Here is a 24,740-nt window from a genome sequence, read left to right as displayed (position 1 = left end):
GGTGCTATAAATTAATTGCTTCGACCTGATCTTTGGTTTCAGCCTCAAAGATTAGTTGTCTTGTAATGCGCCCTCTTTCGTGAACGCTTGCAATGTGGGCTTGCAATGCTGCATAGAGTTGTTGCAACTGTGATGCACTTAACTCGACTGTTGTGTTGTCAGCCAGCGTCCAAATTTGATCTACGCCTGCAACCGCTGCACCCATAATCCGACCTTGAGAAACCTGATCTGAATCATAAGTATTGCCCTTAAATTCAAAACCACCAAATTCAAGTTGATCGCGCCCAGATTTAATCTCAGCCCATTTCTGGGCCTTGATTTCGTCTAGGGTGCGCGGATCAATCCACTTCTCTAGGGCATAATTAAATTTATGATTTGGGGATGGTGCCTCCCCAATAGAAATAAACCTTTTACCGTCCCAGTAGTCCCTCTCGCTTACAGGCGCCACGCCATCCACATACATAGCACCTTTAGGGGTATTTAAATCAACCAATTCTTTATCGCCATTTAAAGTAGTTAAGACCTCCCCCCATTTACCTATAATAACCCTAATCATTTTTTAACCTCCATTAAAGAAATTGAACATTCATACCCATACCAATACTCCCCTTTATAAGGAGTTACTTGTCCATTAGGGCCAAACAACTTAACTGTATACGTATGCACCCCTTCCGGTGGGTGGTCTACAACAGGAGGTAAGCTAGAGTTGTAATGAACCCAACTTCTATAGTTTGTTACTGCGTATAAATGAAAAGGCATATTCTCATTTTTGTATATAAGGGTGTTGCCTCTATATAACTCAACACGCCATACATGTGCTCCTTCGTTAAGAGCTGGTGCTGTACCGTACTTAATTCCGATATCAACACGAACCTTACCCCCTTTGGTGGATATGGAGAGTGATTCTGAGTTATTTGCTGACACAGAAACAGTTACAGCGTTGTCTGCAATCTTTAGGGTATCTACTTGAAGATCACCAATCTTCGCATTAGTAATCGCAGCGTTATCGATTTTTGCAGTAGTCACTGCTAAAGCATCAATTTTTGCAGTAGTGATTGCAGCGTTATCAATCTTCGCTGTCTTAACTGCCAAATCTTCAATATGCGAAGTTTTGACAGATTGATAATCCATAAACGCAGTTTTCAAGTAAGCACCGACAGGGAAAACTGTGCCTGTGTTCGGGTCGGTGTAAGGTGTGCTGCGGAAAATGAATGGGTAATAACCTGTGCTATCACCAGAACCAATCGCGAAAGAATCAAAGTTCAGAATGAAATTAGACTCTTTACCATCGTTAGCGCCACCCCATCCAGCGACCTTCCCATTCACATCGATCTTGATGTACTTCTGCGCATAAAGACCGTTTACTGATTGGCTGACCTCTCGAACTGTGGCTGTATTACCATTCGTCTGGGTTTGAACTTGAGAAACACGCTCAGCAATAGCCTGATCACCAAGAATCTGAGCAGAATATAAATCCCACGCAGTGGCCTCGGTTAATGTGCTATCGACAGTCCACAAACCATCGGCAGTTAATGGATTTACTCGAGCGTAAACACCATTGAGTTTTGTGGTATTCGCGCTGATCTTCCCTTCATGTTCAGCCACTTTGGCATCGGTTTGAGACAATGCGCCAGTGCTGGCCTTATTACCCAACTCCAGAGTAATCGCATCAAGTCGTGTTGCATTGGCACCTGATTGAGTTGCAGCAACATTCGCAGTAGATAAAGCAGTTGCAGCAGTTTGATTTGCTGTATCTGCTGTATCGGCTGCCTGATTTGCAATTGCACTGGCCTGACTAGCTAAACTTGCTGCTGATCCAGCCTGAGTCGTTGCAGTCTCAGCCTTGTTTAATGCAGTGGCTGCATTGGTTTTTGCAGCACTTGCGTCACTCGCTGCTGTAGTTACACGACTATCCAGCGCTTGAACAGCCTGCGTATTTGCAGATGTTGCTGTGACTGCTGTACTCACCTGCTGTTGAACATTGGCAAGCGCCTGATCATTGCTACTCTTGTAGTTGTTCAAGGCGTTTAAATTGGCAGTATCACCACTTTGACGATCTTCAATCTCCTGAGTTAGACCATCATTCAAGTCCTGTACTGCTGAAATCCGTTGCTGGGTCTCCTGATTTAAAGCTGTATTCAGCTGGTCTGCCTGAGTCTGTACTGCTGTGATATTGTCAATCAAATTGCCAATATCACCATCAAGACCAGCAATCGTGTCGATCTTATCAATCTTGGTTTGTAGGTCCTGATGTAGCTGAGTTTCGGTGATTTTTCCCGACAAAATATCAAGCACAGCAGAAGCATCAGCCGATGTTGTTGCACTTACACGTGCAGACCACGGGCCGATATTCCCGATTCGATCAATCAAGCGCCCACGGAACCAGCGGGTCAGATTTGGCTGCATGCCTTGAAGTTCATGTGTGTCTGTTGGGTAGGCAAATAAACCAAGCTGCGCAGCATTGGCACCGTTGGCTGTGCTAGAAATCTCAATTTCCGTATACGCAGTATCAAGCGCACCAACCGCAGGGAAAGACCAGTTCAGGCGATAACCGAACAGAATGCCGGTGGCTGATAGATTTGCCAAAGCAGGCGGCAAGCCTTGTTTTCCGGTCAGCGCAGTCAGAATTGAGTATGTTGGCAGGGATGCAATATCAAAGGCTGAAATTGCTGTCACACGCGCTTCGTAATTACCCGCATAAATGCCCTGAACTTCAGCTGAGTTGTTTCCGGTAATCGGCAACTTAATCCAGGTGCCATCATCCTTTCGCCATTCCACCTGGTACTTGGTTGCACCTTGTGCCTGTGGCCATGAGATAACCATGGTTTCCACTGCAAGACCTTGTTGCACCATAGTTTCAGAAGTGATTGATACAGACTCGACTGGTGCCTGAACAGTTGGATTAATGATTGAAATTGGGCGCTCATCAATGAATGCGCCAAAATCGATTGCATCGTATTTGGCTGATTCATATTGAAGGCCGGTAATTGAAAACTGATGTTTCTCATCCTGAGTGATACTCATGACGCGGAACTTCATGGTTTTTAAATCTTGCGCATCAACGACCCAGACATTTTCCGCTGCAACAGAGTCAAACGCCACTGTAACTGTGATATTGCGACCACTTACGGACGATACGATTCGAGCTTGTGCTTTTCCGTTTTCACCGTTTACAACCAGTCGATCACCCGCACGGCATACCACATCGTCACGATCTAAAGTGATAATTTTACGGTCGGCACTCACAGCAGAAATACGACCACCATTGGCACGACCTGCAAACAGTTCATCTGCGATTTCAATCACGCGGCCCGGCTGTGGAATATAACCATCCAAACCAACTTTAAAAGATACAGTCCGGGTTTCTAATTGTTCAGACTTTAACGCCCAAAGACCTGCACGCTGTGCCTGACCCTCACTCGTACAACCCCAAGCATCAATTTCAGCAATACGCACACCGAGCTTTGCAATAGCTGCTTCATCACGTACATAGACATATTCGGTCTTGTAGTGATTTGCAGGATTATCCCAAGCCACTTTTGCAACGGTATGTCGATCACGCGCACGGGTGCCTGAATACTCAAACAAACCATCAATGACGTTGGCGCGTGTGTAAGTAAAATAAGTGTCCTGTGGAATATCGGCATCACAGACAATTGAATTGCCATCCCAATATGAAATCGCACGGAATACACCGGCCAACTTGCTTAAAATTGTATAAGCATCTTCGGTTGATTGCAGATACACGTTGCAGGTAAAACGCGGCTCCTGACCGCCTTTGCCGTCATCTACAAGCTGATCACAATATTGCGCCAAGCGATACAAAGACCACTTGTCCAGCATTGCAGACGTTAATCGATCACCCAGAGCATAGCGTTTTGCGGTGCAGATATCGTAATAAATCCATGCCGGGTTATTGGTATAGGCGCGTTTAAATGTACCATCCCACATGCCAGTATAAGTTCGCGTAACAGGATCATAGTTTGATGGAACCTGAAGCTTGATGCCTTTTAAATCAATTGCGACTTTTGCGACGTTTGAGAATGTTTCTGCATCATATTGCAGACCAAGCATTGCGGTGTTTGGGTAACTGAGTTTTAGATCAATGACCTCAGTCAGCGCATCCACATACATCTTGTCACTGATATATTCTGATGTTGAGTTCGGTGTGATTCTGCGGACACGGATCGTCCAGCCGGTATCAGCCTTTGGTAAATCAATCCGGTGTGAGCGCTCATAGTTTGCGGAAGTTTTATCAGCGATTTGAGTATTTAAAACCTCAGTCCATGTGCCGCCATCCGTTTGTAGATCAATCGCATATTGAATGACGATACCCTTTACATCGCCATTATCAGCATTCTGCTGACGCAATGGCCCCCACTTAAAGCGCAAACGGATTGCATCCAGATCAGTATTGGTAAGTGAGCGAACCCAAGGTGAATCAGACTTTAATTCAACATTGATTGCAGTTTCAGAGGAGATATCTGGAAATCCTTCGATATGAGTCTGGTCATTCGTGCCGTGACGGAAGTCAGCCTGAACATCTTCAAGGTTCCAGCCACCCGTTGGGTTTTGTAGTGGAGTTTCTTCTAGATAAACCGATTGCAGACCATTGGCTAGACCCTCGACCTCACCTTCAGACAAGCCATAAAGAATCTTGATATAGGTTTTGGATTGTGCTGAATCGGGTGCAATCACTGGTTGTCTTGATTTGCCTTGCCCTGCTTTTGCGCCTTTAATTACTGCGTTCATACTTATCCTTAGACAATAAAAAAGGCGCTCTATGCGCCTGTATATTCCTATTATTTACATTAGATCTTCAGGATATTGTCCAGCACTTGCGATAAAGCCACCGACTTCACGCTGACCATAAAGCACTGGTGCTGGATTGCCTTGCGCAACCGTGGTGACTGCACCACCAAAGCCTTTATTGGCCTTGTTGCCATCTTGGTTTTGATCCTGATTTTCAATCTTGGGCATTAGCATCATGGCAATACCACCAACCATCATGCCCACACCTGCACCAATCAATGCCATACCAATAGGCGCACCAACACCAGTAAAAACCATGACAGCCCCAACCACTACCAGCACAGCACCGATAATGGTTTGAACTGCACCGCCCGCGCCCTTTACTTTCGGAACAACCTTAATCACCTTGGCACTGGTGCTCATGTCGAGTTCGGTTTCAGAAATATTTTGCTTATCCTGAAAAACGGCAAACTCCAAGCCTTGCTCATGTGCATGCAGCATGAAATGCTCAAAGCCAGGGATTTGCACACATAAAGCCCGCATGGCTTCGCGTGTGCTTTCAACTTCGAGCCGAAATTCTTTGCCGAAACGCTTGGCTAGAATGCCGTACAACTTAATTGTTTTGAGCATATCGAACCACCTTTACTACTCGTTCCTGCCACTGTGGACCAAAGATTTCACGCACAGATTTACGGCCATAAGGATGATGTAAGATTAAAGCCGAACCGATGCATGGCTCGGTCTGCTCAGATTTGAGCATGCCATTGTCACCCAACCAAATTGCCGCATGATTGACATGCTCGGTGCGTCCGACTCGACATAACAAGACATCACCATATTCAGGCTGATCCACTTCAACAAAGCCTTCTTTCTCAAAGTTATCAAGATAAAGCGAAGGGCTGTCCTTAGACTCCCACCATAAATCTTGACGCTCATAATTAGGAATGCTGATGCCAAACTCGCGCTGATAAAAATCACGGACAATGGTAAAGCAATCCTGAATGCCGTGAATATAATTACGACCGACTAAAGGTGCACGATAGCCACAAGGCTCATACACCTGAAACTCAAGATCAGGATAGGCGCAAATTATCCAAGGTTTTTCATGCAATTCAATCTGGATTAAATCGATCTCAGATGCACGCGCAGAAGCATTTGGGTGTGAATGCACATAGGCTTGAATCTCACCCAGATCTTCAGCTTTGGCTAAATCCTCGTGATGAATTTCAAACTGGCTTTTATCTTCGGATGCGTTGCGGCATGGAATATATTCTTTATTCACAATCACACCGCAGCATTCATCTGGATATACTTCAGCAGCATGCGCCTGTATTGCTTTTTTAAGTTTTGCGGTTAGTTTCATCACATTAAACTCGATGCTGGAAAGCCACCAAAGCGGATTTCATTATTACGAATACGGCACGAAGACAGTCGGCCAGAGCAGCGATCTAATGCAGGGTTATCCGTTGGCTCGTCTTTTTCAGTAAACATTGCCGCGCCTGTGTACTGACATTCTTCGCCACGATAATTGCCCATCGCGCACCAGTGGCAGTAATTAGAAATCTGCCGGACCGGTATTTTCAGGCCTTCAAAGTCAATCGGGTTTGATAGCTCAAAAGTAACGGCCTGTGCATTTTCGGAAGTCTTTTGCTCGATATACCAGAGCTGCTCTTTTGCTTCGTTTGATGCAGTCGAATTACCATTGCTAAAATTTTCAGCGTCAAGATACTTGGCGAGTGTGGTAATGACTTTGAGCTTTGCGCCTGCGAAGTCACCAAACTGTAAGCAGTACGCAGACACAGCGCCTTGAATGCCGCCAGTGTTGTTTGCCATACTGAATGTCGGAGCTGAAGCTTTACCATCTGAGCGCATTTCTAGACCAGACACTTCAAGCGCCATTGGTTCAAAAGTTTCACCTTGCCAGATGATGTTTCGATACCATGTCTTTTTGGTATCACTAACTTCCCAAGGCTTCACTCCGATGCTTGTATCGTCAGCAGTCCAGAATCCATCCGTTGTTGAAAGAATGCGCTCCCAATCTTCATAAGAAATATGGCCATGAAAACGCAAAATGCCTGCACCTAAAGCGCGGGCATCCAGTTCAAACAATGTAATCAGACCGTCAATATACAGCTTTTGAAAATCACTGTTCAGGGTCATGGTAGGACTCCATCACCGTAGCAACTGCTTGGGCTAAACCTGTAGGTTGAAACTCTGGTGGTGTAATTGATTCAGGCTGCGGAAGTTCTTGCAAACGCAAGTCAATCCAGCGGCCTTCTGTAATATCCACCGGATTATCAAGATCAGCGACAATAGAGACTGTTTCAAAATCAAACTTTTTCTTATAAGTTTTTACTGAAATATCGCCATTTTCTAATGCTGTGTAAATCACTGAAAACAGCACATTACCGTTTGCATCTTTTGGAGTTTCAATATACCAACCCTCTTGCGCGAAACCTGATGAGCCTTTGATTAAGTAGTCACCAACACTCAATTTTTCAAACACAATTTCTTGCAATTGCGCTTCATCGTTGAGTTCGATTTTATCTGCAAATAGTTTAACGATGGGAGACGCTGCTTTAATGAAGCCGTTGCCATCCACCATAGTGTTTAAACCAGTTCTTACAGCGTAGCTAGTATTTGTGCTTACTTTGTATAGTGAGACACTATCATTTACTAAATTAATGTATAAATCTTTGTTTGGCGACATTATAAAAGTGTTATACGTACCTTGTTGGAAAAACCGATCCAAGCCGAGATTTATCCTTGCCTGCGCTGCCGTTTCTGCTCCAGTCCCACCATCCGCAATATTAAGCGCACGGGAAAACCCAGGAACATTTCCCTCATACACCCCCCAACCCGTATCTGAAATAACAATTGCAGCATCTACATTTGGCGCACCAACTGCCGTATTTAATCCAGGATTCTGTGAAAATTTATCAAGACCTAAATGTGTTTTTAGGTTAGCGGGTTGAAAGTTCTGATTTATTTTAGTGAAGGCCGCATAAGCCGGATCACCACCGCCCGCACCCGGTGTGCCAATTACAATATTTTGAATCGCCATAATTTACGCCCACAAAAAAGCCCTCGATTGAGGGCATAAAATTGATTGAAGTTAAGGTTTAAAGTCTTGGGTGAATGTAGTGGAGATGGACCACATACCACCGCCTAAACTGATCGGCATATAATCCCCTGCCACCACCCGCACCTCACCATCTAAAGGCGAATCCCAAAGGAAAGAATCAGATCCCTTGTGCGCATCAAAAAAGGCCTTGATCTCTTGTATCAAAGCCTTCTTGCCAGTCCTTTTGTATGCCCATGTGCCTGACCGATTGTTAATCCCCACACTTGTTCGCTGTGTATATCCATCTCCAAAACTAGACTGAAGCACTTTAAAGCTTGAGGTTTGGGAGTTGCCATCTAGGTCATTGCACCAGGTGAATTTTTCGTTGCTCATTTAGATAACAGGCCTCCTTGGCGTTGTTCTTGGCGAATGATAGTGCGGACAGCATTACCAATCATTTGGCCGAGTTGCTTTTGATCCGACTGGTTAGATTGTGTTGTTACGCCCGAGTCGGTGACATGCACATTAATTTCTACGTTGCCACCACCATTCTTCTGATTAGCAATCATGCCTTTCAAGTCAGCATTGGTCCGACTATCAACAACACGTTCACCTTTATCCAAAAGCCATGTGCCTTCTTTCGGGATATTGTCGATGCCGTCGTGGGCCATGCCTGCGATGGTTTGACCGGCGATTAGGCCGACTGATGCATAGCCCATACCGCGAACCAAAGTAGATGCTGGAATACCCAGAATTGGGCCAAGCTCTAGCGCTCTTGTTGCAGCCAACTCTGTGCTAATAATAGCCTGACCAATCGCAATTGCTTGCTGCATTAAGAACATGGCCTTATAAGCACCTGATTGCTCTCCCGCACTGTCCTTGACCATTTGAGTCATAGATCCCCAAACAGTTCCGGCTTGCGAGAGAAGCATTCCGTAGACCTCTAGCTTGTCCTCATAATTTTGGACTTCTAAATCCTTTACTCTTTCATGATAATCAACATCAATGGCAGCCATACCATCACGATACTCTTGGTGTGCCTCTAACAATGCCGCATAACGCTCATCGTCAGTCGAATAAGCATCACTTGTCATGATGTCCTGCTCAACACCTACACGCTGATTTTTAAGACCAGCCTGAGCATTAGATCGGTCATTCTCCAAAGACCATTTTGCATAATCTTGCGGTGACATGGTTGCTTGAGCAAAGATTTCATCAACACCATACGAAAGGCCTTTAATGCTTTCTCGCATGGTTTGTTGTACGTTTTGAGCATGGAAATGAGCTTTTTGAAGTTCGATAGCATATTGCTCATCAAGCGCCTTGAGTTTTAATTGCTTAAGCTCATCATTATATTTGCCAGACTCATTTACAATAATTCGCTGAGTCTCATAAAAATAATCAAGCTTCTGCTCTTCAGACCACTTAAAGGTATTAATCTCCTCAGTGATCTGGCGAAGATACATCTCCTCCTCATATTCATAGCGGGCTTTTGCTTTAGCTATGTATTCAGATTCTTGTGACCCAAAATTAGCTTTTTGGATTTCCTCAAGTTCGCGCTTAAGATCAACAGCGAATTTTGCAAAGTCATCCATGTAATCGTAGGAAATTGAATCACGCGCTCGGGCTTGCTCTTCAAGTAGCCTGTTTAATTCTTGCTGAGCCTTATTGTTTTCCTTGGTGGCTTTGGCTGCTTCGTTTTGTTTTTTAATCCACTCATCCGAGCCTTTTGTTACACCAGCCTGACTGTTTTGGATTTTTGCCATAGCAGAAACGGACTGATTAACAGCATCGTTATAAATACGGTTAATAGAGTTCGCTACATCATCGGCAACCTGAGCATTATCTTGAGCAGCCATTTGGACAGGGCTACTTTTATTCACTTGGGCATTTGTGGCACCCAAAATAAATGCCTTGGTAATTTTAACACCCGGCAACTTATCAAAAAAACTTCCACCTTCGGCGGCCTTATCAACCATCTGTTTTGATTGTGCAGCCTGAGCAGCAAGGCCAGCGATGCTATTTGTGAGCATCTTCACAACCGCGTAAACACCCATTCCTGTTGCTGCGACACCCTTGAACACCTCACCGAGTGTTTCACCAGCATCCGACATTAAGTTGGTTTGCAGTGTAGCATCAGAAAGACCGTCGCCAACCGACACAAGTGCAGGCATCAAGCCTTGAATAAATTGATTTTTAACGCCCTGCACCTGAAGATTAAGCAAATCCATTTGAACACGAAGCTCATTTGCTTTTTCTATGGCGTGCTCATCCATGATTACACCAGCACGTTCAGCAGCATCAGCCCAATACTCGAAACCTTTACCACCATCTCTTAAGAGAGGGATAAGGTTGGTTGTATCAGATGCCATACTTTCCAAGTAGAAAGACATTTGTTGCTGAGTAACGCCTGCTTCTTCAAGTTTATCTACATAGAGCTGCAGTGCTTTAGGGCCAGAAAGATTCTGCATCTCAAGCGCTAACTTTCTTGCAGCCTCCGCTGAACCCTCTGTTTTAATCGCGATCTGCTCAAAGAAATCAACCGCACCACCAGAGCCAATCGTAATGAACTCACCTAACTTTTCATTAAAGTCCTTTAACTGGTCAGATAACTTTTCCGAGCTGATACCCATGGTCTCAGCGCCCACAGCCATTCTCTGAAATTCTTGTGTTGTCGTATTTGAGATGGAAGCAAAAGTCTGTAGTTCACGGGCAGCATTTGCATATTCATTTGCCATTGCCAACACGCCAGCGCCTACAGCCGCAGCGCCTGAGACAGCTATTGCACCATAAGTTAGTGCACTTTTTTTCATAGCGTCAAAACTGGTTACGGTTTGTTTTTCTGCCGTTTTAATTGGCGCGGTAAAGCCAGCAGTTCTGGTAACCAGATCAAGTGTTAAGGTTCCTAACTTGGTGCTCATACAAACCTCTAGGTAATAAAAAAGCGCCCTTTCGGACGCTTTGCTGTTTATCTTTTAGAACATTAATTCCATTCCAAGCCACTCACATCAAATGCAAATTGCTTTTTACCCTCTCGGTAAAATGGAACCTCAACTATCAGCTTTTTTGAACTCTTTATCTGGTTGATAATCTTATCTTCTGTTTTATCGTACATCACAAACAATGCCTCAGATGAGTGATTATCAGGCTCAGACATTGTGATTGACTGGACTGCGCCATCATCAAATTTAAAAGATAGATCACAACCTCGGATACCACATAAAATTTGACCTTTAGAGATAGTCACTATTACATCTTTTTGATTGCCAGTTTCTCTTAGTGTTAACAATAACTTCGACCCACCATTATAGGGAAAATCAAAATTCACTGTGTTGGTGCTGACTGTGGTTGCGAAGTTTGTCGTGGTACCACGCATATCATCTTTAGTGGTTTTATATTGCCAATTTTTTGGTTTTACATTTTCCGATTCCGCTGCCTGAGTTGTCGAAACTCCCCCTGATGATGCACTAGGTGTCTTATCGGAATACATCCAAATTATGGCAGCCAACCCCAAAATACCCACACAGACCCAAGTCAAAACACTGGTTGCTTTTGGTTGTTTTGCTCCACACATCGGGCAACTTTCAGCCTTATCACTTACCGGCGCACCGCATTCCTTGCAAGGCTTTATAGCCATAACTCACCCCGAATATTAATTATTCAGGACAAGATACTAATTATTAGGTGAAAAAGAAACCAAGCTAACCTGATTTCTTCTTAATGGCTTGCATGCGCTGTTCTTCAAAAGTTAGCTCTGGAATTGTTTCATGCGGCATAAAGATACGAGCATCAACACGCTTGTCTTCTTCGACCTTGCCATTGAAATAAAGCGCGTATAGATTACCCGCACCCTGCTCTATGCGACGACCCAAATTAAATGAGCCGTACTTATTGCGATATGCCTGCCAGACCCTTAATTCTTTTGGGGTGACTTTCTTTTTGGCTTGCTCGATGGTTCTTCCACCGATTCCGTTGAGGACGAGTTCACACCAGAGCTCGTGCTCTTCAACTTCAATTTGTTCTTTCCCAAAAAATCATTCACTTCATTCGAAGCATCATGAATTGCACCAATGATGGCTGGGTGAAGATTTCCAACTTCTTCAATCGTAGAGCACAGTGGCTTCTTCGTATCAGCATTAAAGACTGTAAGTAAAACCCGTCGCTTCACAACATCCGCGACAGTGATTTTTTCAGGATCTTCACCTTTAAACATATTCGTCACTTCATCGTAACTTAATGCTTTAACCAAAATATCTACTTCAAACTCCTCATCATTAATAATGAATTTAGAAGACTTTGGGGATAGGTCGGATAAGGCTGTGCTCGAGAGCGCAAGAAGTGCAGATGTGTTTAATTTTTTCATGGTGTAGCCACCTTAAATACATCCAGTACTTCAGTCTGGCGTTTCATTGGCACAGTATGGTTTACCAAAGAATCAGCATCAAACACCGGAGAGCCTTTACGTAGAATTGCACGGAAATATGACCATGTGCGATCTTCTGGAAGAGTCACAGCACTGCCGGTAATTTCAGGAGGTGCATCACCATCAGACCAGCCCACATACACACCAACTTCTGCACGCTCAGCAGCCAACTGCAGTAAAGTCATGTGAGTTGCATTTTTAGGATCGGTATCAATTTGAATTGAGCCTTCACCCGGTGTGGTTAAGCCCCAGTCCGATGTTGCTGTGGTTTCTTCTTCCAGGCAAGTTGTATTGATTTCTGTGGTACTGTCATCACCAAGCGCTAAGGCTTTAACGCAATCCATTTTTGTGAGTGTTGGAGTATCGCCATGTAAAATCCATACATGCGTACCCTGAGATAAAACACCTTTCTTCGCCATGAGTAGCTACTCCTCAATTTTAGGCATAAAAAAAGCACCCGGTTGGGTGCTATGTGGAAAATTCTTTTTATCGATCTACAAACCAGTTTGAATCGAAACCGGTTCGATACATCTTGCTGTCTGGATCACGCTCATTACCTCGCAGACCAGTTACAGTGCAAGAGTTATCAGCCTCAAAAGCTCTACGAACCGCTTCACGAATATTTCGCAGGTCATCCGCATTCGTCGTATAAATATCAACTTGGATCGTCACATGATCGATGTTTGCCGGGCAATCTAAATGATTTTGCGGAATACCAGATATATCCTGCCATACCAGGTACGGCGGCTTTGGTTTATCTGGTGCAAGACCAAATTCAAATGCACGTAAAATCCCGCCAGATTTCAGATAAGACTTAACTTCATCACTCGCATTAAGTAATGGGAAAATAGGTGCTGTCATATAGCCTCACGTAATGCTTTGGTGATTTCAGCATCAAATACCTGGACAAACTTGGTTGTGACCTTATCAACATTATTAGCTAAAGCAGGTCTTAAAAATGGAGTGGCTGGAATCTTGCTGGTACCAAACTCAATAAATCTAAAGTGCCGAGTATCTCCACCACTTAAGCCAGCCGTGCTGACAGAGTATTGATTCCGACCTGCTCCACCTTTCACCCCCACTCGAATCTTAATCTCATTAGGATTACGGCTCTTACCACCTTGGGTCACAATATTCTTATGAATCTTTTCCCGTGTTTCAGGATCATCAATTGCCTTTGCATTGCTACGTGCAGCATCGCGAACAAGATTCATCGCTTGGCGCCCGGCTTTTCGTGCAATTTGCTTGGCTTTTTTAGGATTTGAAAGTTGCTTGAGTTTTTTATTCAGCTCATCCAAGCCTTCAATATTTAACTCGACTGCTGCCATTCTGATTCACCTTCTGCAAGGTTGAGCGTCAACCACTCAAGACCACTTTCATTATCTGGCACCGGATCACCGTCAATCTTCCAGTACTTATCCCGGAAATATAGACGCATGGCTGAATCAATCTGACTTGCTTTTGAACTGTAACGAATGCGACAACGTGCAGTCATGCTCGAATCAATGGTCTGAGCTTGCAGCTGGTCGCGTGTAGATAAGGCCTCATGCTTTCCCCAGACTGTACAAAACTCTGTCCAGGCTTGAGTAATACGACCTGTGGTTTTGTCTTGGGTTTCGGTAAAGGCTTCAATACGGATGCGATGTCTTAAAGGACCTGCTCTCATCTATACCCCCAGATCTAAACGGTATGGATCGAGCAACCACAAAGCGCCTTTTGGCAACTCATTTATCGTGGTACTGGTTTCATCTTCTCGATTTTCATAAAGACTACCTAAGATCAATAAAACAGCAGCTTCAATAGATGGATTGATAACAATGCCCTGCATGGCCATTTTGGTATTGCGCTGAGCTTCTTTTTTAAGGTTTTCAGCCGCAGATAACAGCATATTTCTTGAGACTGGATCTGTAACCAGATTAGCTGCATCGCAACTCTCTTTGTATTTTACAAGCTCATAATTGAGCTGGTCCAAAGTGAGAGAAATCGCCTCTGTCCATACAGCTGAAGTGGCATAAAAAAAGCGGTTCAAATATTGAGCCGCTTTATCTTCTGCCGAATTCAACTTAGCCAGGACATCACCGCCAGTATCTTCATCTACTCGCAAATGAACCATAGCTTTTTCAATGTTAATAACTGGCATGATATGACCTTACTTTGTTTTAGTTTCTTTGGCTTTTTCTTCTGCAGCAGCTTTGGCTTTCGCCTCTTCTTCTGCCTTTAACTTTTCCTCTTCAGATCTCGCCTCAGCCTCGGCTTTTGCCTTAGCTTCTGCATCCGCTTTGGCCTTAGCCTCTTTATCGGCTGTAGCTTTGGCTTTCTTTTCCGCATCAGCTTTGGCTTTATCAACTGCCGCCTGTTCAGGATCCATCGCTAATTTTTTCTTGATGAGTTCACCGGCCGTAATATCTGGAATCTCAGCCTCATCACCTTTGACGTAAACCTTATTTCCAAGCATTGCAGCATCTAAGAATTTAATTTTCATGTTCTAAACTCCAAGGTGAAAGGGCCGACTGGCCCCTTCGGGATTTTAATTAAGCTGGAAATTCGCCTTTTACGAATGCTTCTGGGCGATACACAGCCAATGCCAGACGCTCTTCACAACGAATCGAGATCATGTTCTTGTCGAAGTCATCATCGTTTTCAGTTGAAATCACCACGTTTGCATCTTCACGATCAAAAATCTGAGCCCCTTCAGCGAAACTACCAGTAAGGAATTTTCCAGTCATTGCTGCATGATTAGTTTCTGCTACCGGTAGACCCCAAAGGCTTGGAGCGCTTGGCGAGAATGGATTGGTAAATAAATACGCCCCTGTGGTATCTTTCAGCAATTCAATTGCTGTCCAATCATTCATATGCAGCACATGACCAGTTGCAAATACATCTGCCAAAGCAGCTTGTAGCATTGCCAAACGCATAGTATCTACGCGAGTCGGTGACGCAATTGTAATTGGAGCCGAATAAGTTTCTGCTTGCGTATAAATCCCATGCAAATTGGTACCAACACCTGAGCCAAATAACAGTTGCGCATCTTCAACACGCTTTAGGCCATTTAGTAAACGACCATTGATGAAGCTCTGCAGTTGTGGCAGATCATCAAGAATTTGTTTCGATGCTTTAAGCAAGTGGGCAATCGTTTTAACCCCTTCCAGCACTTCTTCAAATTTTAAATCTGAATATGGCTTGGTTGTGTTTTCAGCAACTGGCGCAGCGTTATTGGTAAAGCCGGTTTCACGTAGGTAAGCAATCGCATTACTGGCTGTTTGGCCTGGTGCCAATAGATTACGAATAGATAAACGCTGATTTGGTGCAGTGATGATTTGAGTTGAACCATCTACCGGGTTTACTGCAAATGAAGTCAATGCAGCACGTGGTACCGGCACGCTGATTCGTTTGCCTTGTACAACGTTACCGACCATCGCAATAATGCGATCATCTTTAACAGCCAAGTCACCAGCACGAGCATCCACTTGTGTACCTGGATTACCAATGCCACCACGTGCAAATAATTGCTCAGCTTCGCCCAACTTCACCTGTAGGTCATTCTGGGCTTGGCGCAGATTATTTAGGTCTGTAAGTGCTTGATCCACTGCCGCTTTAGTTTCAGTAGACAATTCACCAGCTTTTTTTGCTTCATTCAAAGCATTTTCAGCCATGGGTTGAACTTTTTCAGTCAGATTCTTTAAGCCAGTGTTTACGTCTTTAAGGGCCTGAGCTGTTTGGTCTTTAGTTTGATCAGTCATGATTTTTCATCTCTCAAAAATAAGAAAACCGCCATAGAGGCGGTCATAAAATTGCTATCAGGTTTTAAGTGCTAAATTTCTCAGTAGCGTTACGCATACTTTGAAGAACACTTTCGAGTACATCATTGCTAGCGCTTGGCGTAGCTTGGTTGGTAGCGCCAGGCGTACCCTTTAAATCTTGAATAAGTTCCCGTCGTGAGCTTCGAGACATTCCTGCTTTAGCAAGCAAGATATCTGCTTTATGGGCAGCGACTTTTTCTTTAGTGAAGTTCTTTGTATCTTCAACAACCACATCGGATGGCAGGAAAGCATCAGCAAAGCCACTATCAATAGCATCACGACCATTGATCCAGCGCTCTTTATCCATATCGGCTTTAAGCTCATCCATGCTTAGTCCGGATCGCACGTGATAAATATCAGCAATCGTGTCATCGATCTGCTCAAGGAAATCCGCTGTTTCACGTAAGTCGTTGCGATTCCCCCAAAGTCCGGTCCAGGCATTGTGAATCATAAAGAAACCAGCACGGGCAATCTGAATCTCATCAGCTGCCATGGCAATAAATGATGCTGCTGAAGCTGCTACCCCTAAAACACGTACAGTCACATGGCCTTTGTATTCGCGAAGCAGGTTGTAAATAGCCAGACCTTCAAATACATCACCACCTGGAGAGTTGATATTGACCACAACATCAGCCCCATCGAGTGAACGCAATGCCGCGCTGATCCGCTTAGCAGTTACACCAGAATCATCCCAGTAGTCATAACCAATCGGATCATAAATACCAATCGTATTGTCATTTTCATCTGATGCTTTAATTGCAGGATTCCAACGATCAAAAGCTAACGGCGAAACACCACCTTTTTCTTTTGCATTAAAATTAGCGACTGGCAGCAGGTTTCGTTTGCTCATTATTATCACCTTTGTAATTGGTCCCGACTTTATCAAGCGGAATTAATGCCGATTGAATTGTATAAATATCCCCACCAGGAATAGGTGCTTCATTTTCTTTGCGTCTGACTTCATTACGGTTATACCAACCATGATCAAGTGCAGATGCATAGTACTCAGCACGGCCTTTTGAATCTGCTCGAAGTAAACCTTCCACACTAAATTCAACATAGTAAGTTTCAAACTCTGCCGCACCAATCAGGCACCGTGCAATTTCCTGTTCAATATTGACCAGTAGAGGGCGTAAGGTATTGGTTAGGAATTGCATGTTCATGCCTTCTGTACTTGAAGCCCATGAACTTTGTTTATCTAAATGCCCAACCATGAATGGCGGTACCCGGAACCAGCGGCAAATTTCCTCAATCTCAAATGTCCGAGTTTCTAACATCTGAGCTGCTTCAGGATTCATGGTGATGCCGTGGTATTCCATACCGTTTTCAAGCACCATCATTTTTCCGGCATTCTTGGATCCCATGAATTTATTCATGTTATCTCTAAGTGATTCACGCTGATCCGGCGTTAATTTACCTTGAGCAGATAAAAGACCCGATGTTTGCAACCCATTTTCAAAGAACTTGGCCGCAGCTTCTTCAGCAGCCTGTGCAGCCCCAATAGTTTCACGCGCCTTCTGGACCTTAAACAAGCCCATCACCCCATCGATACCAAAACCACGAACATGCATCATGTTTTTTTCAGTGATTTCACGCTTAACACCGCTTTCGGTATAAGTGTATTTCAGCATTCCATTGATCTTGTTTCTGGTCACTACCATGTTTTGGGGTAGCAATGGATTCAATGAAATAATCCGGCCTGATGCACTGCGGATAATTTCAATGTATGAGTTTCCCCATAGGCAGATACTGGCCACAATCATCAGCATGAACCGGCTGGGTGTCATTTCATAGTTTGGTGACCGGCACAAAATATTGTAGAGCGGATGCTTAACTGCAACATCCCGACTACCGTCAGCTTTTCGCTGGTAAATCTTAAGAGGCAGCGTTGATACAGTTTCTGAAATCAAACTCACACATGAAAAAACGGCGCTCAATTGAAGCGCCGAATCTACAGTTACATGCTTGCCACTCGATGTGGCCAATAATGCCCTTAATAATTCAGGCTCCAGACTCAGATGCCCATCAAGCCCAAGGAAGCGCAAAGCTGCTTGAGCAAACCGACCCGGCTTCTTTGTACTCATTAAACACCTACCATAATTGGATCATCATAAAATTCATCACCTGTAGGTTCCCCTGCAAGCACCATTGCCCGACTGATGCCCATTAATAACGCTACAGCACCATCGATTTTCTTAAACTTCTTTTCCTTATCCGGGAACTCGGTTTCATTTTTTCCTGTTTTAGAAATAACGTTGCCGATCATCCAGCTAAGAATTGGATTTCCATCATGATGAAAACGACCTGCAGCAATAGCAGCTTCTAGCTCCTTCATTGCTGGTGAGAATGTCTTTGTGGTTTTAGGCATCTTGATTGAGGTATATCCGGCATCATCCACAGTTTTTGCAATCTGGAATCCACCCCACTCATCGTAAGGAACCTCAGTCAAAGACACTCGCTGAGCATCTTCGATTAATTCCTTTGCAATTTGATTCAGGTCATTCTCATAGCCATCACAGACATTCAGCAGGCCTTTGTTGAACCATTTCTGATACCGCTCAACTACCTGCTTTTCATCACCGCTATAAACCGTGTCTTCAGGTAGATAGAACTGCGGATCTATACAGTAGTAATGCAGTCGACCATCATCTTCTATTCGATAGAACAGGTTGATACGTGCCGCAATATCAATCTTGGATGATAAATCCACACACATCATGCAAGGTGTTGCTTCAAAGTCATCAATGTTCAGGTCTGGATTACCACAAGCTTTCCATTTTTCCATGTTGAAAAATGCAGATTTTGCAGATACCCAAACGTTTAAGTGCTTAGTTTTAAAAGCACCTTGCTTTGATGCGTTCTGAATTGCCCGGCGTTGCTGAGATTCTAGGTAGTCCGAATAAACAGAAACCCCATAATTGGGGTTTGCTTTGGCCAATACTGTCGGATCCGTCCAGTCATCTCCCTCATCAATGGTCCATATCCAGCCAAACAGCTCATCATCTGGCACAGTATCCAGGAGCATCTCTTGAACACGTGCACGTAAATCATAACAAGGACCTTCAATATTGAAGCCCGCTGTTGTGATCGTGAAGATCATAGGTTGTCGACGTGCACCCATACCGGTCTGCATGGTGTCATACAGCGCAGAGGTTGGATGCTCATGGAATTCATCCACCACTGCACAATGTGGTGACTGGCCATCAGGTGGATCACCAATGATAGGCTCAAAAATAGAACCTTCATCTGGAATCTCCAAGCTACCGGCATTAATCAGTACACCAGCTGCTTCAATGAAGTCTGGTGAACGCACCGCCATTAAACGTGCAGGTTTAAAAACTTCCCATGCTTGCTTTTCAGTTGTAGCACCGGCATAAACCTCTGAACCAAATTCACCATCATTGGCAAACATGTTGAGAGCAACACCGGCGGCAATTGCAGACTTACCGTTTTTACGCGGCACTTCCCAATAGCTTTCACGGAAGCGGCGATATCCATCTTTTTTACGAACCCAACCAAATGTGCAGCCAATACCAAACTTTTGCCAGGGCTCAAGCGTGATACTCAGGCGCTTCATTGCCCACTCACCCTTTGTATGAGGCAGCAATTCAATAAAAGCGATCTTCTTTTCTGCTAGTTTTGGCTCAAATTTATAAGGAAAATCTTTATTTTTTGACTTAATCAGGTCATCTAAGTGGCGTTTACAAGCAAGTTTTACCCACTTACATGCAGGTATTTTTCCTGAAACAACCTGCTTTGCCCATTTATTTGCAATGCCAACGTTTGGGAAAGCTGTCATTTCGGCCTCGCTACATATTTAGCACCTGCGCAAATTTATTTGTTTTAGGTTTATTACCCCCACCACCTAACCGTCCTCGGGAAGATGGATCCAGACCCAGCATTGCCCCAAAAGAAGCCATCTGTTTTGATGCCTCATTCACTGCAGTCAAGGCTGGATTTTTAATCGTACTGCCTTGCGCTGTTTCCAGTGTGGGTCCATTCTCGACTACTTCTTTTTGGGCTACGCGCAAGTTGTGATAAGCCATGCAGAACATTTCCACGTTGTGCATATCTGTAATTTTAAGGACTTTGTTTTTTAACAGCTCTGGAATAACCGAACGCCACATCATGTCCGCGTACTCCATTGTCGAAAGATATTCCGGCACATCAATATCAACGACATCAGCAAATTCAGGTACATTGGTATTGAGAGGACGTCTGCCCGGGTTGCCAGCTGCCCGTTTTGCTTCCTGCGGTTTTGGCTTTCGGCCACGCCCAGGAACAGAAGAAACTCCACCCATTTGTCAACACCCTGAATTTTTAATTTCGCGCACGTAAAAATGAACGGAGGGGGGCGGTCATTTAAGCAAAGGCCCTGAACTCTCGATCCACCCCTCCCCATTCCGAAGTTTTTTAGCCTTCATTTCTTGCATTCTTTGCTTGCTCTTTCATGATGCCAACTAGCATATCCAATTGCTCTTCATACCCATTACCAAGTAAGTGAAACAGATCAGCAGAAGCACGCAACATAACTGTTGAGGCAAACACTTCTTTGCCTTCTTGCTGTTTAATAGCGTCAGCAAATGGCTTTAGATTTGTGTCATAAAGTCGATGAGCTGAACGTGATGCAATAGCACCAATATGAGTAATTCTTTTACGCATCTCGCTTTCCTTCATTAGCTGTTTTCTCTCTATGACACTGCGCACACAATGACTGTAGATTATCCGAGTCATCTGTACCGCCATGAGCCTTAGCCTTGATGTGATCGACGTCTGTAGCCTCAGCCACACGCCCAGCAACGGCGCATTTCACACAGAGATAGTTATCACGCTTCAATATGCTTTCACGCAGTACTCGCCATGCATGACCATAGCCACGCGCCGTAGTTGATCCTGATCGATCTTGACGTGCTGTCCAGTTGCTACGCTTATGTGCATGCTCATCGCAATAACCTTGTTGTCTTGGTGACTTGGTTAGGTTTGGACACCGGAACTCACGACATGGTCTGCTCATGATCTATTCCAGTTTGATAGGTGGAGTTTCAATTTCTGGTGGGACGGCCTTCCCTTCAACTTGTTTGCCTTCATCGTATTTACCTAGATGGGCGTACTCAGCCTGAAGCAATACAACCTGTTTTCGAATAGCTTCTTTTCGTTCTGATGCTCGGTCACGCTTAACTACTTTGACATTGGCTAATACAGCTTCAAGTATTTGCTGATCTACAAAATCAGGCATCACTTCAAGACTTAATGACCAAAACGGCGACTCAGTATCGCCTCGAAGGGCAATAGATTGAATGCCAGTAAGGTATTGGCCATTACTTAACTTGACCTTAGTGCCTTGGCATATACCACCTTTTGGAACTTCAATGGCAACCACTTTTAGTATTTCATCTTTATTGACCATATCTTTTAACCCTGACTGACGTTTATCAGCTTCAGCTCTGCCTATAATTGATGTCATACCTAATCACTCCTCCGTACCAAAATCAGCACGAATCAAACCCAATTCCATTAACTGTTGATCATCCAGCTCTTGAATATTGGCTCCACATGGCAAAGCAATAAAGGTCTTTCCAATACGCTTACTCATGATTGACATTTGCTGTTGAATTGATTCGCGAACATGTGGATTGCCAAACATGCTGTGATTAAAGAAAATCACAACAGCAACACTATCCGGGCTCAGCTCTTTAATAATTGCTTCCATATCCATCAATCCAAATAAGGTGACTTAGGTTTATCTTCATCATCTTCGGTCTGCATCATCGCTATCAGCTCATTGTTTTGATCCATGATACGAGCCATGACTTTATTCTGTTCTGCCAATAGATTGTTTTGAGCTGTCGTTGCATGGCTTTGGTTGTTCATTGCTTGAAGCATCTCGACCAGTAAGGCGTTCGATGCACAACCGCATTCTTTCTTTTGATCGCTCATATTGTTCTTTCATCCATTTACGGCGCTGCTCACATGAGTTGCACGTCATCTGAATCACCTAAGGTCACATTAATTTCGTTAAGCAGGTATTGATTGACTTGATCTACAGTGGAGACATTCACAAATACCAACTCAACATCTTTGATTGCTAGACCAGTCTCAGCTTCAAACAGTCGCTTACGATTAGCTATGTCCTGGTACAGATCTCGCTTAAATCCATCAAGCCTTTCTTGATCGCTTGTACCCACGGCGCTATCTCCGACTTAAATTGATTTGAATATTCTTCATGCGAGTACGGATGTTTGCCATTACTTCATCAATAGCGATCATCTGTTTGCTATTCATGAATGCCCGACTTAGGTTCTGGTACTTCACCAGTTCATCATGTAATTCATTTAGATTCTTTTGGGCTTCTTTGACATCCATACGCACCACCAATAAGAAAAGAAAAACCCCTCAACATCTAGAATGCGAGGGGCTTTTTTTGCCGTAATACGTCCGGCGAATTATTTAGGTAACTTCAAATCAACATCAGGAATGATAACGCTTGGTCTGAAATCAACTTTGTACTGGTAGGTACTGACACCTTTACTATTTAGCTGCTCGGAAAAGTAAGTCACATTGTCAGAAATGCCTAGTGAATGCTTTTTAAATTCCGTATCGCTGGTCTTGCAGGTCACATCAACCTTTCGCTCACTAACAGCTTCAAAGGCACACTTGCCTTCAATTGTTAGAACATAATCACCAGTAACACCGTTATAAAAAACGATTCGTCGATCTAATTGAAAGTTGTCTGCTGCATGAGATAGGTTGCGTGAAGCAACTTGAGCATCACGCGAACAACCAACGAGTGCTGTTGCGCACATCAAACCGACTGCTAATAATTTCATTTTCATTGCTTTAATTTTCTCCGGGCATTAAAAAAGCCCGATCAAATTAATGAGCAGGCTTATATTTTTGATTTTGTATCATTCAACTTCTTTCAAACAATCCCGACACACTTTGATTTCTTCATCATCAACCGTGTAATCGATCTCAGTCGAACCATGTAGGCCGAATAAACATAATAAGAATTGGAGCATTTGATTCTCCTTTTTAATTGTTTTCGAGAGACAAACTATTTTGCTTCTCGTTTTTAGAATCTGGCACGCCATGCAGGACTCGAACCCACACCACCGATTTTGGAGACCGATGCTCTACCAGTTGAGCTAATGGCGCTTAAATAAGGATGTGGCGATCTGCCACACCCTGCCTTAGATTACGATATTGACCAGCTCGGCAACTAATCTACCGCTACTCACAATCACACACACCTAACATGCACGGTCTGCTTTACTTGCTTTCAATCCTCTTTAGGTCGGGACGCTACTCCCTAGTCTAGATTCCCGAAGGAAGTTTACTCAAAGGCATGTTCCACTGGTCAGCACTCCAGCAGGAATGGGTTGCCTTTTTACAGGCAATAAAAAAGCCCACCATATGGCGAGCTTTTAAGTTCTATGTTGTCGTATCAATGTAACTACAGCGACAATAACACAAATATAGTAGTTTGCTGCGCGCAATGCAACTCACCTTTTAACTTTTTTGCCTTGGTTATCTGCACTTAGAGCCTCATTAAGCCAATTCGGTGCAACCAACTTGCCTGAATCAACAATACGCTCTGGAACCCTTCTCCAGAAATCTAAAATTGAATCTGAAAATTCCTTGAGGTATTCATCCTTTAAATTAATTGCATTATGATCAAACCATCCACTTCTGTAGAAATCTTGACTTACATAATCATAAAAATATTCTGGATATTTCTTTTTTAACTGGTGAACGGAATCACCATTGCCATGCTTGTAGATATTCACAATTAATCTACAAGCATCAAGTTTATAGAAAAACTCCTCACTTCTAACGCTCCAACCCATGCTTTCAAATAAATCAAATATCTTAGAAATATCAACTTTCCATATTTTATAAAACACATTATTCCCTCCCCAATGTCGCGCCTCTTGAACCATCCACTCTCTTAATTTTTTGTCCCACTGATGATACATTCCAGCAATAACACTAAGTATTGTTTGATCTCTCATTTCACTAAGCAGCATTCCATGCTCTATACTTTTTTCATATGCTGCTTCATAGAACTCACCTGGATCATGTCGTTCTGGATCAAAATACTTGCCTGCCTCATCAAGCCATTTTTCTGCGTATTCATCCGCTTCTTTATTCAAATCATCAAATTGTGAAATCAAACGTTTTTTAGCTTGCTCAATATAAAAATTATGTGAATCAATAAAAGATTCTCGCTGAGGCTCCCACATATAGAATAGTTCCATAGCCCACACAAAACTCCTTGATGTAAAGCGCTAATATCTCACACATTCTCGCAAATTACCTCAAGCCTACTATCCAACCAAGTCTCAGCTGCCAAGAGAAATTTATCAATATTACGGCGATCCACCTTGGTTTTGCTTGCCAATACGGCGATCGGATACCCTTTCAAATAATGGAACTCAATCCACTGGTACAAATCTGGCCGTGAAAAGCGCAACTGTGTCACCAGGTGATCAATAGCAACCAAAGCATCATCATCCAGCATCACCTGAATACCTGACGACTTCTGCCCCTCTTTCAAACGCATCAAACCATATGTAGGTGAGGTATAAGTCAATTCACTTGGATTGTATGAAGCATGACGCGCCCACTTACCCCACTGCGCCAATTCATTCTGCATCATTCGAACCGTTGGTTTTACTTCTACAATTACGCTCATTTATAT

At 43.7% G+C, this 24,740-nt stretch carries 32 protein-coding genes and 1 tRNA gene; all 33 read right to left on the bottom strand.

From position 1 onward, the window contains the following. Window positions 1-4: 4 nt before the first annotated feature. Complete coding sequence (locus tag FTT86_RS10520; protein ID WP_180181184.1) at window positions 5-553, bottom strand: DUF4376 domain-containing protein; 549 nt, start codon at window positions 551-553, stop codon at window positions 5-7. Beyond that, window positions 553-4,752, bottom strand: a complete 4,200-nt coding sequence (locus tag FTT86_RS10515) for a host specificity protein J (RefSeq protein ID WP_257229649.1) — start codon at window positions 4,750-4,752, stop codon at window positions 553-555. The genes FTT86_RS10520 and FTT86_RS10515 overlap by 1 nt, the downstream gene beginning before the upstream one ends. A gap of 54 nt (window positions 4,753-4,806) precedes the next feature. Continuing rightward, the gene (locus FTT86_RS10510) at window positions 4,807-5,382 is read right to left on the bottom strand and encodes a tail assembly protein (protein ID WP_180181160.1); all 576 of its coding nucleotides are present in this window, start codon (window positions 5,380-5,382) and stop codon (window positions 4,807-4,809) included. Continuing rightward, complete coding sequence (locus tag FTT86_RS10505; protein ID WP_180181183.1) at window positions 5,366-6,115, bottom strand: C40 family peptidase; 750 nt, start codon at window positions 6,113-6,115, stop codon at window positions 5,366-5,368. The genes FTT86_RS10510 and FTT86_RS10505 overlap by 17 nt, the downstream gene beginning before the upstream one ends. Then, on the bottom strand, window positions 6,115-6,912 hold the full coding sequence (locus tag FTT86_RS10500) for a phage minor tail protein L (RefSeq protein WP_180181159.1): 798 nt from the start codon (window positions 6,910-6,912) through the stop codon (window positions 6,115-6,117). Before FTT86_RS10500 ends, FTT86_RS10505 begins: the two co-directional genes overlap by 1 nt. Then, window positions 6,896-7,816 carry a phage tail protein gene (locus tag FTT86_RS10495; protein WP_180181158.1) on the bottom strand — a complete coding sequence of 307 codons (921 nt, stop codon included), beginning with the start codon at window positions 7,814-7,816 and terminating at the stop codon, window positions 6,896-6,898. The genes FTT86_RS10500 and FTT86_RS10495 overlap by 17 nt, the downstream gene beginning before the upstream one ends. 51 nt (window positions 7,817-7,867) lie before the next feature. Beyond that, the gene (locus tag FTT86_RS10490; protein WP_180181157.1) at window positions 7,868-8,209 is read right to left on the bottom strand and encodes a phage tail protein; all 342 of its coding nucleotides are present in this window, start codon (window positions 8,207-8,209) and stop codon (window positions 7,868-7,870) included. Then, window positions 8,206-10,737, bottom strand: coding sequence for a hypothetical protein (locus FTT86_RS10485; RefSeq protein ID WP_180181156.1), 2,532 nt, complete (start codon window positions 10,735-10,737; stop codon window positions 8,206-8,208). Before FTT86_RS10485 ends, FTT86_RS10490 begins: the two co-directional genes overlap by 4 nt. 62 nt (window positions 10,738-10,799) lie before the next feature. Continuing rightward, the gene (locus FTT86_RS10480) at window positions 10,800-11,453 is read right to left on the bottom strand and encodes a zinc ribbon domain-containing protein (protein WP_257229648.1); all 654 of its coding nucleotides are present in this window, start codon (window positions 11,451-11,453) and stop codon (window positions 10,800-10,802) included. Window positions 11,454-11,517: 64 nt separating this feature from the next. Then, window positions 11,518-11,688, bottom strand: a complete 171-nt coding sequence (locus FTT86_RS10475; protein WP_218209071.1) for a hypothetical protein — start codon at window positions 11,686-11,688, stop codon at window positions 11,518-11,520. A gap of 41 nt (window positions 11,689-11,729) precedes the next feature. Further along, window positions 11,730-12,179: a hypothetical protein gene (locus FTT86_RS10470; RefSeq protein WP_180181155.1), complete on the bottom strand. Its 450-nt coding sequence runs from the start codon at window positions 12,177-12,179 to the stop codon at window positions 11,730-11,732. Further along, window positions 12,176-12,658 carry a phage tail tube protein gene (locus tag FTT86_RS10465; protein ID WP_180181154.1) on the bottom strand — a complete coding sequence of 161 codons (483 nt, stop codon included), beginning with the start codon at window positions 12,656-12,658 and terminating at the stop codon, window positions 12,176-12,178. Before FTT86_RS10465 ends, FTT86_RS10470 begins: the two co-directional genes overlap by 4 nt. 67 nt (window positions 12,659-12,725) lie before the next feature. Further along, the gene (locus tag FTT86_RS10460; RefSeq protein ID WP_180181153.1) at window positions 12,726-13,100 is read right to left on the bottom strand and encodes a DUF3168 domain-containing protein; all 375 of its coding nucleotides are present in this window, start codon (window positions 13,098-13,100) and stop codon (window positions 12,726-12,728) included. Next, window positions 13,097-13,567 carry an HK97-gp10 family putative phage morphogenesis protein gene (locus FTT86_RS10455; RefSeq protein WP_180181152.1) on the bottom strand — a complete coding sequence of 157 codons (471 nt, stop codon included), beginning with the start codon at window positions 13,565-13,567 and terminating at the stop codon, window positions 13,097-13,099. The genes FTT86_RS10460 and FTT86_RS10455 overlap by 4 nt, the downstream gene beginning before the upstream one ends. After that, entirely contained in the window at window positions 13,549-13,905 is a 357-nt protein-coding gene (locus FTT86_RS10450; protein WP_180181151.1) for a phage head closure protein, read from the bottom strand. The genes FTT86_RS10455 and FTT86_RS10450 overlap by 19 nt, the downstream gene beginning before the upstream one ends. Further along, window positions 13,906-14,379: a head-tail connector protein gene (locus FTT86_RS16120; protein WP_257229647.1), complete on the bottom strand. Its 474-nt coding sequence runs from the start codon at window positions 14,377-14,379 to the stop codon at window positions 13,906-13,908. It lies immediately after the preceding gene. Window positions 14,380-14,388: 9 nt separating this feature from the next. Beyond that, entirely contained in the window at window positions 14,389-14,721 is a 333-nt protein-coding gene (locus FTT86_RS10440; protein ID WP_180181150.1) for a hypothetical protein, read from the bottom strand. Between the two features lie 49 nt (window positions 14,722-14,770). Beyond that, entirely contained in the window at window positions 14,771-15,979 is a 1,209-nt protein-coding gene (locus FTT86_RS10435) for a phage major capsid protein (protein WP_180181149.1), read from the bottom strand. Between the two features lie 64 nt (window positions 15,980-16,043). Then, window positions 16,044-16,889, bottom strand: a complete 846-nt coding sequence (locus FTT86_RS10430; protein WP_178905354.1) for a head maturation protease, ClpP-related — start codon at window positions 16,887-16,889, stop codon at window positions 16,044-16,046. Further along, window positions 16,858-18,123, bottom strand: a complete 1,266-nt coding sequence (locus tag FTT86_RS10425) for a phage portal protein (protein WP_180181148.1) — start codon at window positions 18,121-18,123, stop codon at window positions 16,858-16,860. Before FTT86_RS10425 ends, FTT86_RS10430 begins: the two co-directional genes overlap by 32 nt. After that, window positions 18,123-19,838 carry a terminase large subunit gene (locus FTT86_RS10420; protein ID WP_180181147.1) on the bottom strand — a complete coding sequence of 572 codons (1,716 nt, stop codon included), beginning with the start codon at window positions 19,836-19,838 and terminating at the stop codon, window positions 18,123-18,125. Before FTT86_RS10420 ends, FTT86_RS10425 begins: the two co-directional genes overlap by 1 nt. A gap of 10 nt (window positions 19,839-19,848) precedes the next feature. After that, window positions 19,849-20,340: a phage terminase small subunit P27 family gene (locus FTT86_RS10415; RefSeq protein ID WP_180181146.1), complete on the bottom strand. Its 492-nt coding sequence runs from the start codon at window positions 20,338-20,340 to the stop codon at window positions 19,849-19,851. A gap of 112 nt (window positions 20,341-20,452) precedes the next feature. Continuing rightward, window positions 20,453-20,701, bottom strand: a complete 249-nt coding sequence (locus tag FTT86_RS10410) for a hypothetical protein (RefSeq protein WP_180181145.1) — start codon at window positions 20,699-20,701, stop codon at window positions 20,453-20,455. After that, on the bottom strand, window positions 20,694-21,053 hold the full coding sequence (locus FTT86_RS10405; protein WP_180181144.1) for an HNH endonuclease: 360 nt from the start codon (window positions 21,051-21,053) through the stop codon (window positions 20,694-20,696). The genes FTT86_RS10410 and FTT86_RS10405 overlap by 8 nt, the downstream gene beginning before the upstream one ends. Window positions 21,054-21,056: 3 nt before the next feature. Next, the gene (locus FTT86_RS10400; protein ID WP_180181143.1) at window positions 21,057-21,503 is read right to left on the bottom strand and encodes a hypothetical protein; all 447 of its coding nucleotides are present in this window, start codon (window positions 21,501-21,503) and stop codon (window positions 21,057-21,059) included. Window positions 21,504-21,509: 6 nt separating this feature from the next. Next, window positions 21,510-21,749 (bottom strand): hypothetical protein, encoded by a 240-nt coding sequence (locus tag FTT86_RS10395; protein WP_180181142.1) that lies wholly within the window; start codon window positions 21,747-21,749, stop codon window positions 21,510-21,512. A 5-nt stretch (window positions 21,750-21,754) separates the two neighbouring features. After that, window positions 21,755-21,976: a hypothetical protein gene (locus FTT86_RS10390; protein WP_180181141.1), complete on the bottom strand. Its 222-nt coding sequence runs from the start codon at window positions 21,974-21,976 to the stop codon at window positions 21,755-21,757. A gap of 29 nt (window positions 21,977-22,005) precedes the next feature. After that, entirely contained in the window at window positions 22,006-22,224 is a 219-nt protein-coding gene (locus FTT86_RS10385) for a hypothetical protein (RefSeq protein WP_180181140.1), read from the bottom strand. Window positions 22,225-22,228: 4 nt separating this feature from the next. Further along, entirely contained in the window at window positions 22,229-22,402 is a 174-nt protein-coding gene (locus FTT86_RS10380) for a hypothetical protein (RefSeq protein ID WP_180181139.1), read from the bottom strand. Window positions 22,403-22,482: 80 nt separating this feature from the next. Then, window positions 22,483-22,872 (bottom strand): hypothetical protein, encoded by a 390-nt coding sequence (locus FTT86_RS10375; protein ID WP_062034556.1) that lies wholly within the window; start codon window positions 22,870-22,872, stop codon window positions 22,483-22,485. 247 nt (window positions 22,873-23,119) lie between these two features. Beyond that, window positions 23,120-23,194: transfer RNA gene (locus FTT86_RS10370), tRNA-Trp, on the bottom strand. A 347-nt stretch (window positions 23,195-23,541) separates the two neighbouring features. Beyond that, window positions 23,542-24,282, bottom strand: coding sequence for a hypothetical protein (locus tag FTT86_RS10365; RefSeq protein ID WP_257229646.1), 741 nt, complete (start codon window positions 24,280-24,282; stop codon window positions 23,542-23,544). A gap of 53 nt (window positions 24,283-24,335) precedes the next feature. Beyond that, window positions 24,336-24,734 carry an antiterminator Q family protein gene (locus FTT86_RS10360; protein WP_180181138.1) on the bottom strand — a complete coding sequence of 133 codons (399 nt, stop codon included), beginning with the start codon at window positions 24,732-24,734 and terminating at the stop codon, window positions 24,336-24,338. Window positions 24,735-24,740 lie beyond the last annotated feature (6 nt).

Source organism: Acinetobacter sp. YH01021, from assembly GCF_013420255.1.
Lineage (GTDB): Bacteria > Pseudomonadota > Gammaproteobacteria > Pseudomonadales > Moraxellaceae > Acinetobacter.
This window is presented reverse-complemented; position numbering and strand designations above follow the sequence as displayed.